The 13,548-nt window shown below is 43.1% G+C and carries 12 protein-coding genes; 11 read left to right on the top strand and 1 reads right to left on the bottom strand.

The window, feature by feature from the left end; genetic code table 11:
• Nucleotides 1-11: 11 nt before the first annotated feature.
• Genes serA through V7S74_RS09705 form a run of 5 tightly spaced genes read left to right on the top strand, consistent with a single transcriptional unit; the run spans nucleotide 12 to nucleotide 5,385 of the window.
• Complete coding sequence (serA, locus tag V7S74_RS09725) at nucleotides 12-1,922, top strand: phosphoglycerate dehydrogenase (RefSeq protein ID WP_406778566.1); 1,911 nt, start codon at nucleotides 12-14, stop codon at nucleotides 1,920-1,922.
• Nucleotide 1,923: 1 nt separating this feature from the next.
• Nucleotides 1,924-3,000, top strand: coding sequence for an aminotransferase class V-fold PLP-dependent enzyme (locus tag V7S74_RS09720; RefSeq protein ID WP_406778565.1), 1,077 nt, complete (start codon nucleotides 1,924-1,926; stop codon nucleotides 2,998-3,000).
• A gap of 13 nt (nucleotides 3,001-3,013) precedes the next feature.
• The gene (locus tag V7S74_RS09715; RefSeq protein ID WP_406778564.1) at nucleotides 3,014-4,009 is read left to right on the top strand and encodes a Gfo/Idh/MocA family protein; all 996 of its coding nucleotides are present in this window, start codon (nucleotides 3,014-3,016) and stop codon (nucleotides 4,007-4,009) included.
• A complete protein-coding gene (locus V7S74_RS09710) occupies nucleotides 4,002-4,649 on the top strand; it encodes a GDSL-type esterase/lipase family protein (RefSeq protein WP_406778563.1) in 648 nt (215 codons plus the stop codon). Before V7S74_RS09715 ends, V7S74_RS09710 begins: the two co-directional genes overlap by 8 nt.
• Nucleotides 4,639-5,385 (top strand): NUDIX hydrolase, encoded by a 747-nt coding sequence (locus tag V7S74_RS09705; RefSeq protein ID WP_406778562.1) that lies wholly within the window; start codon nucleotides 4,639-4,641, stop codon nucleotides 5,383-5,385. Before V7S74_RS09710 ends, V7S74_RS09705 begins: the two co-directional genes overlap by 11 nt.
• Before the next feature lie 3 nt (nucleotides 5,386-5,388).
• Here V7S74_RS09705 and V7S74_RS09700 read toward each other — a convergent pair whose 3' ends face one another.
• Nucleotides 5,389-6,105: a YebC/PmpR family DNA-binding transcriptional regulator gene (locus V7S74_RS09700; RefSeq protein WP_406778561.1), complete on the bottom strand. Its 717-nt coding sequence runs from the start codon at nucleotides 6,103-6,105 to the stop codon at nucleotides 5,389-5,391.
• A gap of 119 nt (nucleotides 6,106-6,224) precedes the next feature.
• On the opposite strand from V7S74_RS09700, the gene V7S74_RS09695 reads away from it, so the two are divergent.
• The 6 genes from V7S74_RS09695 to V7S74_RS09670 all read left to right on the top strand — a co-directional run bounded on the left by V7S74_RS09695 (nucleotide 6,225) and on the right by V7S74_RS09670 (nucleotide 13,498).
• Nucleotides 6,225-8,453 (top strand): DUF5916 domain-containing protein, encoded by a 2,229-nt coding sequence (locus tag V7S74_RS09695; protein ID WP_406778560.1) that lies wholly within the window; start codon nucleotides 6,225-6,227, stop codon nucleotides 8,451-8,453.
• 21 nt (nucleotides 8,454-8,474) lie between these two features.
• Nucleotides 8,475-8,984 carry a DUF2911 domain-containing protein gene (locus V7S74_RS09690; RefSeq protein ID WP_406778559.1) on the top strand — a complete coding sequence of 170 codons (510 nt, stop codon included), beginning with the start codon at nucleotides 8,475-8,477 and terminating at the stop codon, nucleotides 8,982-8,984.
• A 121-nt stretch (nucleotides 8,985-9,105) separates the two neighbouring features.
• The gene (locus tag V7S74_RS09685) at nucleotides 9,106-9,474 is read left to right on the top strand and encodes a response regulator (protein WP_406778558.1); all 369 of its coding nucleotides are present in this window, start codon (nucleotides 9,106-9,108) and stop codon (nucleotides 9,472-9,474) included.
• Nucleotides 9,475-9,478: 4 nt separating this feature from the next.
• Entirely contained in the window at nucleotides 9,479-10,249 is a 771-nt protein-coding gene (locus V7S74_RS09680; protein ID WP_406778557.1) for an MBL fold metallo-hydrolase, read from the top strand.
• Between the two features lies 1 nt (nucleotide 10,250).
• Nucleotides 10,251-10,898 (top strand): HAD family hydrolase, encoded by a 648-nt coding sequence (locus V7S74_RS09675; protein ID WP_406778556.1) that lies wholly within the window; start codon nucleotides 10,251-10,253, stop codon nucleotides 10,896-10,898.
• Nucleotides 10,895-13,498 (top strand): T9SS type A sorting domain-containing protein, encoded by a 2,604-nt coding sequence (locus V7S74_RS09670; RefSeq protein ID WP_406778555.1) that lies wholly within the window; start codon nucleotides 10,895-10,897, stop codon nucleotides 13,496-13,498. The genes V7S74_RS09675 and V7S74_RS09670 overlap by 4 nt, the downstream gene beginning before the upstream one ends.
• Nucleotides 13,499-13,548 lie beyond the last annotated feature (50 nt).

The following is a 13,548-nucleotide window of genomic DNA, read 5'->3' as shown; positions in this document are numbered from 1 at the left end:
AAAATAAAAATATGCCTACAGCTCAAGCAGAACCTTTAAAAATTGTCATTGATTTCGATAGTACGTTCACGAAAGTGGAGGGGCTCGATGAATTAGCGAGAATCGCGCTTCAGGGAAATCCGAAGCAAGCGGAGATCGTGGGAAAGATTACCGATATCACCGACCAAGGTATGGTAGGGGCCTATTCTTTCTCAGATTCCTTACGTGATCGCGTGGCTTTATTGCCAGCGAATCGTTCGCACGTGGATCAACTGATCGTCTTTTTAAAGGGTAAAATCTCTGAGTCATTTAAGCGCAACAAAGATTTTTTAGAGGAGAATGCGGCACAAATTTTAATCGTATCCTCTGGATTCAAAGACTTCATCGTTCCAGTCGTGAACGAGATGGGTATCCCAGCGGAAAACGTCTATGCAAATACTTTCACGTATGACACGGAGGGAAATATTACGGGTTACGATGCGGACAATTTATTGTCTCAGGATAAAGGAAAAGTACGTTTATTACAATCGCTGCAGTTAGAAGGCGAGGTTTATGTAATCGGTGATGGTATCACTGATTACGAATTGCGTGAGTCAGGATTAGCGAATAAGTTCTTTGCTTTCACGGAGAACGTGTCGCGCAAGGCAGTGACGGACAAAGCGGATTACGTAGTGCCATCTCTAGATGAGTTCTTGTATATCAACGGTTTAAGCCGTGCACAATCCTACCCAAAATCACGAATTAAGGTTCTTTTATTAGAAAACGTGCACCCAGGTGCCGTACAAGCGTTCAAAAAAGAAGGATTCCAAGTAGAACTTTTGAAAGGCGCATTAGATGAGGACGAATTGATCGAGAAGATCAAGGATGTGTCTATCATCGGATTGCGTTCGAAGACGAATTTAACTAAGAAAGTATTAGAACACCCGAATGCCTCTCGTTTGATGTGTGTGGGCGCGTTCTGTATCGGTACGAATCAAATCGATCTTGTGGAATGTGAGAAGCGCGGGATCGCGGTGTTCAATGCGCCGTACTCGAATACGCGTTCGGTAGTGGAATTGTCGATCGGTTTGATGGTGATGTTGACGCGTAATATCTTCGAGAAATCGACGAAAATGCACGCGGGAGTTTGGGATAAATCGGCGACGAATTCCTACGAGATTAGAGGAAAGAAAATTGGTTTAGTGGGTTATGGAAGCATCGGTACACAGATTTCCGTGATCGCGGAGGCGCTGGGTATGGAGGTGTACTTCTATGACATCGTAGACAAATTAGCTTTAGGTAATGCCAAAAAATGTAGCAGCCTAAAGGAATTATTATCACAAGTAGACTTCGTGAGTTTACACGTGGACGGACGTAAGTCGAATACGAATATCATCGGGAAAGAGCAGTTCTCTTGGATGAAAGACAATGTCATCTTCTTGAACTTGTCTCGTGGACACGTGGTCGAGATTTCGGCTTTAGTGGACGCAATCAAGTCAGGCAAGATGTGGGGAGCAGCGATCGATGTATTCCCGTATGAGCCAAAGACGAATGACGAAGAGTTTATCAATGAGTTGCGAGGATTGCCTAACGTAATTTTGACACCGCATATCGGTGGAAGTACGGAGGAGGCGCAGGCAAATATCGGTGAATTTGTTCCAGCGAAATTATTGCAATTCATGAACAACGGTAGCACCTATGGTTCTGTGAACTTCCCAGAATTGCAATTGCCGCCGTTAGAAAACGCACACCGTTTATTGCATATTCACCACAATGTGCCGGGGATTTTGGCCCAAATCAACCAAATCTTTGCGAAATACCACGTAAATATCATCGGTCAATACTTGAAAACGACGGAGAATACGGGCTATGTGATTACGGATGTGGCCAAAGAATACTCGGAAGAAATCGTCAGCGAATTGAAGTTGATCGACAACACCATTAAGTTTAGAATGTTATATTAATATGAGCACCTTTTTTACACCCGGCCCTGCGGCCTTGTTTCCTACGGTTCAGTCCCATTATATGGAGGCTTTTCGCTTAAACCTCGGTTCGATTTCCCATCGTTCCGCGGCTTTCCGTAAGATATACCAGCACGCAGATGAGCAATTGCGCGAATTATTCGCCTTGCCTAAGAGCCACGCAGTCCTGTTTACGGGATCTGCAACGGAGGTGTGGGAGCGTATCATCATGAATACGGTGGAACACGAAAGCTTCCACTTAGTGAATGGATCCTTCTCGAAGAAGTTTTTTGACTTCGCGAAAGACCTGCACAAGTATGCGAATTCGATGCATAAGCCTTTTGGCGAGGGTTTCGATGCGGCAGAGGTCGAGGTTCCAGAATATGCAGAATTGATTTGCTGTACCGCGAATGAGACGAGTTCTGGGGTTCAAATGCGCGCTGCAGAGATTCACAAGATCAAGAAAGCGAACAAAAACAAGTTTGTGGCGGTGGATATGGTTTCCTCTGCACCTTATCCTAATCTGGATTTCGGATTAGTCGACTCTGCGTTTTTTAGCGTTCAGAAATCGTTCGGAATGCCAGCTGGTTTAGGCGTTTGGTTTGCGAATGAGGCGATGCTGGAGAAATCAGAGCGCATGAAAAAACACGAAGGTATTGTAGGGACGTATCACTCGCTTCCGAGCCTTTGGGAAAATTACAAGAATTTTGAGACGCCAGAAACACCTAATGTGATGGCGATTTATGTATTAGGCAAAGTGGCGGAGGATTTTAACCGAATCGGCGTAGAAACGATGCGTAAGGAGACGGATAAAAAAGCGAAGGCCTTGTATGATTTTGCCAAAAAATCAGATAATTTCGAAATATTCGTAGAGAACGAAAATCACCGTTCAGCGACCGTGGTGGTGTTAAATTGCAAAGAAGGAAGCTCGAAAGTGATCTCTACAATCAAGGAAAGAAGTGATATGATTATCGGTTCAGGATACGGAAAGTTAAAAGAAACCCAAATCCGAATCGCGAATTTTCCAGCAGTAAATTTAGAGCAAGTTCAGTCTTTAATAGCTGAATTAAGTTCTTTATAATAAACCTAGAACTATGAAAAACGGAGCACCCATTCGCTGGGGTATATTAGCATGTGGCGGAATTGCCCGTAAATTTGCGGACGATTTAGCCTTCGTAAAAGACGGTTATTTAGCTGCCGTTTCATCCAGAGATATTTCTCGTGCGCAAGAATTTGCGTCCCATTACGGACCAGATGTGAAATGCTTTGGTAGCTACGAATCTATGCTTTCGAGTGGCGAAATTGATGTTGTTTACATCGCCTCTCCTCACGGTCTACATCACGAACATACCTTATTGTGCCTGAATGCAGGACTTCCGGTACTTTGCGAAAAAGCATTCGCGATTAATTCGAAGCAGGTAGCAGAGATGATCAAGACTGCACGTGATAAGAAAATATTCTTAATGGAAGCTTTGTGGACCCGTTTCCACCCATCGATTGTCAAGTTGCAAGAAATTCTAGCTTCTGGCGTAATCGGTGATATTGTTCACCTAGCGGCGGATTTTGGCTTCCATGCGCCCTACGATCCAGAGGCACGTTGGTTTAGTCCCGCATTAACGGGTGGTTCCCTTTTAGATATTGGAATCTATCCTTTATTTATCTCCAAATTCGTTCTAGGAAATCCCCTCGAAATGAAGGCGACGGGTGTTATGGCGCCTTCTGGTGTGGATATGAATACGTCGATTGCCTTGAAATACAGTTCAGGCGTGACGGCGACTTTGTTCTCCACTTTTGCGACTAAGACCGATACGACTTGTGAAATTCACGGGACGAAAGGTAAAATCCACATGCATTCACGCTTCCACGAAACGAAAGGAATCACGGTTACGATTCACGAAACAGAGGAGGAAACGTTCTACGAAACGGAGCGTCTAGGCTGGGGCTATAGTTATGAGGCGGAGGCGGTGCAAGCAGATTTGCGCGCTGGACGTACTGAAAATGCTTTGATGACGCATGCTTTCAGTACGGAATTAATGGCTTTATTAGATGAAATTCGTGCTCAAATCGGTTTAAAATATCCTAATGAATAAGATCCTACTTTTCCTTTTATTGTCTTTCGGCGTATTCGCCCAAAATCGTTTCGAAAAAGAGATTGTGGTCTACGAAAAGCAAGATTCTATCGCATTACCTGCTAAAGGGATGAAGCTGTTTATTGGCTCCTCTAGCTTCCGTTTGTGGAAAAGCTTTGATGCGGATACGAAGGGAATGAATGCTTTTAACCGCGGTTTTGGCGGAAGTACCTTGAAAGATGCCTTGTATTATTTCGATCGGATGGTGGTAAAATACCAGCCCTCTTGGGTTTTTATGTATGAGGGGGATAATGATTTAGCATCTGGCACTAGTCCAGAAGAAATCGCAGCTCAATTCGAAGAGTTCTCTAGCCGACTAGCAAAGCAGGTTCCAGGAGCTAAATTAGTCTTCGTCTCTACTCGTCCAAGTCTAGCACGCGAGACAATGAAAGCAAAGCAACAGGATTTAAATCAACGCATAGCGGCTATTTCAGCTAAGAAAAAAGGACATTATGTGATCGATATGCACTCGCCTTTTTATAATGCAGACGGATCCTTGATGCAAGATATTTTCGTCGCTGATAAATTGCACCTGAATGAAAAGGGCTATGCGATTTTTGCGAAGCAAATTCAAAATTTTGTAGAGAAACATGCCAAATAGAGATGTTTTAAAAGGCGATTGGTTGCCGAATATTTCGGTGGACTGTGTCATTTTCGGATTTCAAGAGAATCAATTAAAAGTGCTTCTGTTGAAATTTAGAAATAGTGATATTTGGTCCTTGCCTGGCGGGTTTATTGGAAGAGAAGAAGATGCGGATGATGCCGCAAAACGCATTTTGTGGCAGAGAACAGGTCTTGAAAATATCTATTTGCAGCAGTTTCACACCTTCGGTGATTTGAAACGGAATATTGGTGCGATTGAAAAGCACGAAGAGATTAATCTCGCCATGGGTCGCTCGAAAGAAGATTTGAAGTGGTTATCCCATCGCTACATAACAGTAGGCTATTACGCCCTGGTGGAATACTCGAAAGTAAACGTAGAATTAAATGATGTCTCAGATGATTCTGCCTGGATGGACCTAGATCAGATTCCTGACTTGTTTTTAGATCACAACGAAATTATAAAAACGGGATTAACCCATTTGCGTAGTTCGATTGATACGAAATTAGCCGCCTTCAATTTGTTGCCTGAGACCTTCACGATGTCAGAATTGCAACATGTTTATGAGACGATTTTAGGTAAAGAATTAGTTCGTACAAACTTCCAGCGCAAGATGTTGAGCCTGGATATTTTGGAACGTATCGAAAAGAAATATACGGGAGGAGCACACAAGGCACCTTATTTGTATCGTTTGGACAGAAAAAAAGCGGAGGCTTTTTTGTCCTCCGCTTCTTAAAGCTTATCCCATGTTATGGTAGACGTTTTGCACATCGTCGTCTTCTTCTAGACGCTCGATGAGTTTTTCTACGTCAGCTACTTGAGCATCTGTTAATTCTTTCGTTTCGTCTGGGATGCGTTCGAAATCAGCACCCATTAATTCGTATCCTTTTTCCTCAAGGAATTTTTGAATCGCACCGAAAGCGGTGAACTCACCATAGATATTAATTTGATTCGTTTCCTCGTCTAAGAAAACCTCATCACCACCTAGGTCAATTAAATCAAACTCTAATTCTTCTAGATCGATCTCAGGCTTCGCTGCGATTTTAAATACTGATTTGCGAGTAAAGATGAAGTCTAACATCCCTGTTGTTCCTAAACTTCCGCCACACTTCGTGAAAGAAGAACGAATGTTTGCTACGGTACGGTTGATGTTATCTGTCGTGGTTTCTACTAGGATGGCGATACCATGTTGTGCGTATCCCTCATAAACAATCTCTTTGTAATCTTCTTGGTCTTTCGAAGTGGCACGCTTGATGGCACGTTCCACGTTTTCCTTCGGCATATTTACCGCCTTCGCATTTTGGATGATGGCACGTAAACGCGAGTTAGAGGAGGGATCCCCACCACCAGCTTTTACAGCAATCACAATATCTTTACCGATTTTAGTAAAGGTTTTGGCCATCTGGCCCCAACGTTTGAATTTTCTCGCTTTTCTAAATTCGAAGGCTCTTCCCATAGTTCTGTATTTTGAATTGCAAAAATAAAACATGCTGATGGAATTCCGCTATTAGAGCTAAAAAAAATCGGCCCACAGAACCGGGTTTAATAGCTGATAAATTTGGCTAAATTGCGAGGATGAAAAAATTCCTCTTCCTATTTTTATTGATTAGTGCCTCGACTCTTTTTGCACAAAAGAAGAATGAAAACTTCAAAATGCATATCAAGCAAAGCACGGGTGCGATTAAGATTGACGGAGTGCTGGATGAAAATGCTTGGTTTCAGGCGGCAGCTGTCAGCGATTTTATGATGTGCAATCCCTTCGATTCCCTTTGTGCTCAGGTGCGGACGGATGTGAAGATGACCTACGACGATAAGTATATCTATATTTCAGCGGAGTGTTTCTTGAAGGAGCCCGGCGCCTTTGTGGTGGAATCAATGAAGCGGGATTTTAGTTTTGGGGTGAATGATAATTTTTTAGTCTTTATTGATACGTTTGAGGATAAGACGACGGGTTTTGCATTTGGGGCGAATGCGGCCGGAGCGCAGTGGGATGGCCAAATGTCTGAAGGATCGAAGGTAAATCTTAACTGGGATAATAAATGGGAGTCGGCGACGACTTATAAGCGGGATTCCTGGATTTTCGAAGCGGCGATTCCGTTTAAATCCATTCGCTACAAGGGGAATGTGAATCGTTGGGGGATTAACTTTTCCCGTTATGATTTGAAGGCCAAAGAAAAGTCCGCCTGGGCCCCTGTTCCACGCCAATTCCCAACCGCTTCATTAGCCTTTGCTGGCGTCTTAGTTTGGGATACTCCTCCACCCACGCCTAAAAAGAATATCTCCTTAATACCCTATGTGCTTTCGGGGGTAACAGCGAATTATGAAGTGAAGGATCCGGCAACGATGCGTAACCAAATTGGGGGCGATATCAAGGTGGCCATCAACTCAGGTTTAAACCTGGACATGACTTTGAATCCTGATTTTTCACAGGTGGATGTGGATCGGCAACAAACAAACCTGGATCGATTTGAGCTTTTTTATCCAGAGAAACGCCAGTTTTTCATTGAGAATTCTGATCTATTTGATGGGTTTGGAACCGATAATATTCGACCATTTTTCTCTAGAAGAATTGGTTTGGCTTTGAATCCGAAAACCGGAATTTATGAGCAAACTCCCATTACGTATGGGGCGCGTTTGAGTGGAAAATTAAACCAAGATTGGCGGATAGGTGCCTTGAATGTGCAGTCTGAGCGCATTGATGCTAAAGGTGTTCCTACCCAAAACTACTCCATGGTTGCGCTGCAACGCAAGTTGTTTGCCCGATCGAATTTTGGGGCTTATATGGTGAACAAGCAATCCTTCATTGATACGGATTTACAGCGCACGAATGGATTTCAATCCTATAACCGGGATCTAGGATTTGAATATAATCTGGCCTCGGCGGATAATTTTTGGACAGGGTCTTTGTTCTATGCGAACACGATTAGTCCTTTGCAAAAAGACCGGAGTTTTTCCCAAGCTGCTTCTTTGGCTTACAAAGACAACAACTGGACATTTGCTGTAAAAGAATCCTGGGTAGGGGAGAATTACAATCCTGAAACGGGTTATGTTCCGCGTGTGAATTATTTCCAGACTCAATTAGACGCTGGGAAGAATTTCTATCCAAAAAATAAATCCACCAATATATTTTACACGACCTTGTCCGCGATGTATATGAGTTACTGGAATAATCAAGGGAATTTTACCGACAATACCTCCTATTTGGCCTATGAAGGGACGATGAAGGACCGGTCTACATTTGGGGCCTATTTATCTTACGACTACGTGAAATTACTGTACGATTTCGATGCGACTCGAATGGGAAATACGGCCTTGAAAAAAGGGACGGAGCATGATTGGTATGCATTAAACATGCGCTACATGTCGTCGCCTATTAAGTTGTTCACTTATTCATTGACGTCTCGTTTTGGTGGATATTATGGCCAAGGCTGGCGTACCGGAATTACTGCTGATATCGGCTATCGCTTCCAGCCTTTCGGTAGTTTGTCTGTCGCAGTTGATTATAACGATATCGTGGATGTGGCTATTCCAGGAACAGAATTAACTGCAGCGAAAAAAGTATCGTCTAATTTTTGGATTATTCGTCCTAAAATTGACATTACTTTCTCGAATAAATTATTCTTTGCCACCTTCTTTCAGCTGAACCAGCAAACGAAAAATATCAACCTAAATGCACGTCTGCAATGGCGTTATAAACCCGCATCTGATCTGTTTTTAGTCTACACGGATAATTATTTTCCGGAGATCATGCAAATTCGTAACCGCGCTTTGGTGTTGAAATTGAATTATTGGCTTAATTTGTAATCAAAATAAAAAAACATCTCTATGAAAAAGTATTTATTGCTATTAATTAGCTTCATCTCATTCAGCGTATTAGCGCAAAAACCAGCTCCTTCACCAGCTGCTGTAGCCTCTCAAAAAGTAGGTAACACGGAAGTAATGATCAAGTATGCACAACCTTCAGTGAAAGGTCGTTTGGTATTTGGTACAAAAGAAGCGAAAGCTTTAGTTCCTTACGGAGAAGTATGGAGAACTGGTGCAAACGAAGCGACGACGATCGAAATTTCAAATGACATCACAGTTCAAGGCAAGACTTTAGCGAAGGGCGTTTATTCTTTATTCACTATTCCAGGTGAAACAGAATGGACTATTATCTTCAACAAAGACGCTAAAATGTGGGGTGCTTATACCTACAAAGAGGCGAATGATGTACTACGTGTGAAGGCACGCGTTAGCGAGCACGCACACACAGAGCAATTCACAATTGGAATCACGGCAGCAGGCCAAGTGACTTTAGATTGGGATAAAGCATCCGTATCTTTTTACTTGAAATAAAATCAAGTACTTGATAAAAAAGCGACTCAGTGATGGGTCGCTTTTTTTATTGCCAAAATTCGTTTGAATTCCACATTCCTTTGGCTATTTTTACTCGCAATTGACGATAAATAGAGAATATATGAAAAAGGTATTGATAGCGGAAGATAGCTCAGTAATCCAAAATCTAGCGAAGAAGATTTTAGAATTTCAAAATTTTGAGATCCATGCCGTAAAAAACGGACAACAAGTTTTAGACGAATTAGCCAAGGCTGAGTTCGATATTATCTTGTTAGATATCAATATGCCTGTCATGGATGGTATGGATTGCGCTCGTGCGGTTCGTGCGTTAGCGGATGCTAAAAAGGCGGCAATTCCGATGATTGCGATCACAGGAAATGCACGTAACTATTCAATGGACGATTTCAAGGCGGCGGGATTCAATGATTTCTTAGCTAAGCCTTTGAACTTTGATTCCTTAGTTTCTCAGGTGAAAGCCTTAACAGAATAATCCCATGTCCCCTACCAAGGTAACGTTTTTAGGAACGGGAACTTCGCAGGGGATTCCGATGATTGCTTGTGGATGTGCGGTATGTAAATCTACAGATGAGCGAGATAAGCGGCTCCGGGTTTCGATGCATGTCGAAATAGGAGGGAAGAGTTTCATCATTGATACAGGTCCTGATTTCCGTCAGCAAGTTTTGCGTGCTGGAATCTCTCGTTTGGATGCTGTTTTATATACCCATGAACACAAAGACCATACGGCAGGTATGGATGATGTGAGAGGGTTTAATTTCCACCAGCGGTCTTCTATCCCGCTATACGCGAGAGCACAAGTCATAGAGCAGTTGAAACGGGAGTTTTCTTATGCTTTTGGCGATAATAAATACCCTGGAGTTCCTGAAATTGATGTGTATGAGATCGATGGCCAACCCTTTACCGTGCAGGGAATCGACATTCAGCCCATTTTCGTAAAACACTATTACCTCGATGTGTTGGGATTCCGTTTTGGCAAGTTTGCCTATGTTACGGATGCGAATTTCATAGCCCCAGAGGAACAAGATAAACTGCGAGATTTAGATGTGTTGGTGATTAATGCTTTGCGTAAAACAACCCACGTTTCTCATTTTACACTGGCCGAAGCTCTCGAATTAATTGCAGATTTAAAGCCTAAAAAGGCCTACATTACCCATATTAGCCATCAAATGGGCTTGCATGCGGATGTAATTACCGAATTGCCCCTGAACGTTTCATTAGCCTACGATGGGCTTACCTTAGACTTTTAATATGTCCTGTAAAGCTGTTTTATTCGATATGGATGGCGTGATTGTAGATAATCTACCTTATCACGTGGAGGCTTGGTTGCTGTTTTGCGAACGAAATTCCATCCCCCTAACGAAAGAAGTATTTTACAAGGAACTGAATGGGATGAATTCGAAGGACACCTTCGAGTGGTTTTATAAAAAAGAGATGACGCGTGCTGAGGTAGAGGTATTAGAAGAGGAGAAGGAATTATTGTACCGGGAATTTTATGCGGCGCACAGAAAACCAGCGGAAGGGCTTTTGGAATTTTTACAAGAATTGCGCTCAAGAGGAATAAAAACGGCCTTAGCTACTTCAGCAGGACCTGGAAATATTGATTTCATAGTGGATGGCTTAGGCATTCGGGATCAATTTGATGCCATCATTGGTGGTGCTGAGGTGACGAAAGGAAAACCTGATCCAGAAATTTATATAAAAGCAGCAGCCCTCGTGGGTGTTGCGCCTATCGATTGTTGGGTGATCGAAGATTCCTTGCAAGGAATTGCTTCAGGGCTCGCAGCTGGTGCTCGGGTGGTGGGGATTACTACGTCTCACACCGCAGAAGAATTAGCGCATACCCAAGTGATTGCCCCTAATTTTGTTGACTTATTTGCTAAAATAGCTGACCTATGAAAAAATTACTACTGTTGCTTTTGTTGATTTGTTCGGCAACCTATGCTCAGAAAGGTCGCTATAAAATGGAGATGGTACCGGGTAAGATGATCGAGGAGTATACGCCGGAATACCTAGGCTTGAAACGGGATTTGCCAGCAGGGTATACGGAATCGATGCGGGCTATTTTAGCACAAGCAGCCGCCATTAAAGTACAGTCAAGCACTCAAACTAAAGCAGCCGCGAACATCGTAGTGACCTATGAAACCGTTCCTCCGGCAGATGTAAAAGCAGTTTTTGAGAAGGCAGCGGCGACTTGGTCTACCGTTTTTTCGTCCGATGTTCCTATAAATGTTAGTGTAAAATGGGCTTCTCTAGCCTCGAATGTATTGGGTAGTGCGGGAGCCTCCGTGAATGTACGCAATTTCGTAGGGGCGAACCGATTGAATACCTTTTATCCGATTGCGTTGGCAGAGAAAATGGCGCATAAGAATTTGAATGGAACGAATCCTGATATTGTGGCCACATTTAATTCAGACTTTACCGCTTGGTACATTGGAACAGATGGCGTGCCGACCATTAATCAAATAGACCTTTATTCTGTTGTTTTGCACGAAATGGGGCATGGTTTAGGTTTCATTGGTCAAGTGAGCGTGGACAATGGCGAGGCGGGTTACAGTTATCCGGGGATATTTGATCAGGCGATGGTGAACACCGCGAACGTTGCCCTGATGGATACGAATAGCTTTAAGAATCCGTCTGCGGCACTTTATACGCAGGTGACTTCGGGTAAAATCAATTTATCTTCACCCTCGATTTTACGAAATAACGGCAGTGCAGGTAAATTGTACACCCCATCCACTTACTCAGCCGGATCAAGTATTTACCACGTTGATCAGGTGAAATACAAGGTAGGTGATGAGAATGCGTTGATGACTCCCCAAATCGCTCGCGGAGAGATTACACGTAGTATTGGCCCGATTGTGACTTCGGCTTTCAATGATTTTGGCTGGTATTCATCGAATTTAATTGGGGAGGAATACAACGATACGGAAGATCAGGCGAATGATAAAGTATTTTCGGTGAAGGTGTATTCGGACACGCTTTGGGAAGAATCATCTCTGAAACTCTATTTAGCCATTAATTCAAACACCTTTAACCCGGTGTCTACTTTTACGAAATCCGGAAATACCTATTCCTATACTTTACCAAAGAATGCTATCGCAAGAAATATAAAGTATTACTGGTACGCGGAGGAGAAATCGGGAAAGAAATTTGTGACGCCGGCGGAGGCCCCAGTGATCTCTGGGACGCGTTTTGGCAGCTTTTTTGAGTTTAATATTGCGCCTGATACCACGAAGCCAGAGGTCGTTTATTCTAATCCTTTGAAATATATATTTACATCTCAGACGAGCGTTCCGCTACCTACCTTGCTAGCGGCGGATAACATAGGAATCGACACGGTCTATATGGAATATTCCATCAATAGTGGTGCTGCGGTGCGTAAAGGATTTACGAAGGTGCCAGGATTATCCTTCAGTTATACGAATAGTTTTGAGTTTGCTTCTGGTTTATTGAAAGCGGGTGATGTGGTGAAATACCGCATTATTGTAAAGGATAAGGCTAAAACAACAAATACCGTCACCCTCCCAGCCACAGGCACGTATGATTTTACGGTCATAGGTTTACAATCTGTCGCGGCGAATTACAAACAGAATTTCGATACGCCTCCTACTGCAGATTTTTATTTAAAAGGGTTCTCCTTTGCTCAACCGTCTGGATTTAGTTCCTCCGGTTTACATAGTGCACATCCTTATGCAGATGGCTCGGAGGAGTCCTACAATGGGGCAGGAGGCTCTGACAAGTTCACGAATAGTGACGCGATTCTTTTAAAACCTATCACTGTTCGTGCGGACACAGCGAGAATATATTTCGATGAGGTGGTGTTAGTGGAACCTGGTGAAGCTGGGGCATCTTTCTTAAATCAAGATGGTTCAGTAAACCGTAGTTTCTATGATTACGTAATCGTTCAGGCTTCGAATGATAATGGCAAAAATTGGTATAATTTAATCAATGGCTGGGATTCGAATTTCTCTACGACTTGGTTGAATGCCTATAATACAGGTTTTGATGCCGCAGGGAATTCCTCCGGTGTAGGAACCTCTACCTTATTCAAAAAACGCGAAATCGATATTCTTTCCTCTGGTAAGTTTAAGGCTGGAGATCAACTCGTTTTCCGATTCCGTTTACATGCAGACGTAGGTGCGCATGGCTGGGGCTGGGCCATTGATAATTTAAATATCCAAGGCTCGGTGGCTCCACCACCTCCCCCTTTAGTACTTGCGACTGAACCGATGTCTTTAGTGCCGGAATTACAAGTATCCCCTAATCCCACTTCTCGCGTAGTTCGCGTGCAATTAGGACTAGCTTCACCGAACGAAGAGGTGCGTTTGGGAATTCTAGGTTCGCAAGGTCAATGGGTGCAGCAGGAAACACTACAGGTGAAAGGTAGCTTTTTAGATAAGCAAATGGATATTTCTTCTTTGCCAGCTGGAATGTATTTTGTTCAAGTGATGACGAATAGAAATGTATATAATAAGCGAATTATTGTGGTTCGCTAAGGCCTAGCAAAGCTTTTTACGTATCTTTGCAGTCTGAATCATTAAATGTA

Origin of the sequence: Aquirufa novilacunae (assembly GCF_045310505.1) — a bacterium.
Taxonomy (GTDB): Bacteria; Bacteroidota; Bacteroidia; order Cytophagales; family Spirosomataceae; genus Aquirufa; species Aquirufa novilacunae.
The sequence above is the reverse complement of the archived record's forward strand: the minus strand, read 5'-3'. Positions and strand labels throughout refer to the sequence as shown.

Coding starts and splice junctions, on each gene's coding strand:
- serA (WP_406778566.1), top strand. CDS start 12: ATGCCTACAGCTCAAGCAGAACCTTTAAAAATTGTCATTGATTTCGAT.
- V7S74_RS09720 (WP_406778565.1), top strand. CDS start 1,924: ATGAGCACCTTTTTTACACCCGGCCCTGCGGCCTTGTTTCCTACGGTT.
- V7S74_RS09715 (WP_406778564.1), top strand. CDS start 3,014: ATGAAAAACGGAGCACCCATTCGCTGGGGTATATTAGCATGTGGCGGA.
- V7S74_RS09710 (WP_406778563.1), top strand. CDS start 4,002: ATGAATAAGATCCTACTTTTCCTTTTATTGTCTTTCGGCGTATTCGCC.
- V7S74_RS09705 (WP_406778562.1), top strand. CDS start 4,639: ATGCCAAATAGAGATGTTTTAAAAGGCGATTGGTTGCCGAATATTTCG.
- V7S74_RS09700 (WP_406778561.1), bottom strand. CDS start 6,105: ATGGGAAGAGCCTTCGAATTTAGAAAAGCGAGAAAATTCAAACGTTGG.
- V7S74_RS09695 (WP_406778560.1), top strand. CDS start 6,225: ATGAAAAAATTCCTCTTCCTATTTTTATTGATTAGTGCCTCGACTCTT.
- V7S74_RS09690 (WP_406778559.1), top strand. CDS start 8,475: ATGAAAAAGTATTTATTGCTATTAATTAGCTTCATCTCATTCAGCGTA.
- V7S74_RS09685 (WP_406778558.1), top strand. CDS start 9,106: ATGAAAAAGGTATTGATAGCGGAAGATAGCTCAGTAATCCAAAATCTA.
- V7S74_RS09680 (WP_406778557.1), top strand. CDS start 9,479: ATGTCCCCTACCAAGGTAACGTTTTTAGGAACGGGAACTTCGCAGGGG.
- V7S74_RS09675 (WP_406778556.1), top strand. CDS start 10,251: ATGTCCTGTAAAGCTGTTTTATTCGATATGGATGGCGTGATTGTAGAT.
- V7S74_RS09670 (WP_406778555.1), top strand. CDS start 10,895: ATGAAAAAATTACTACTGTTGCTTTTGTTGATTTGTTCGGCAACCTAT.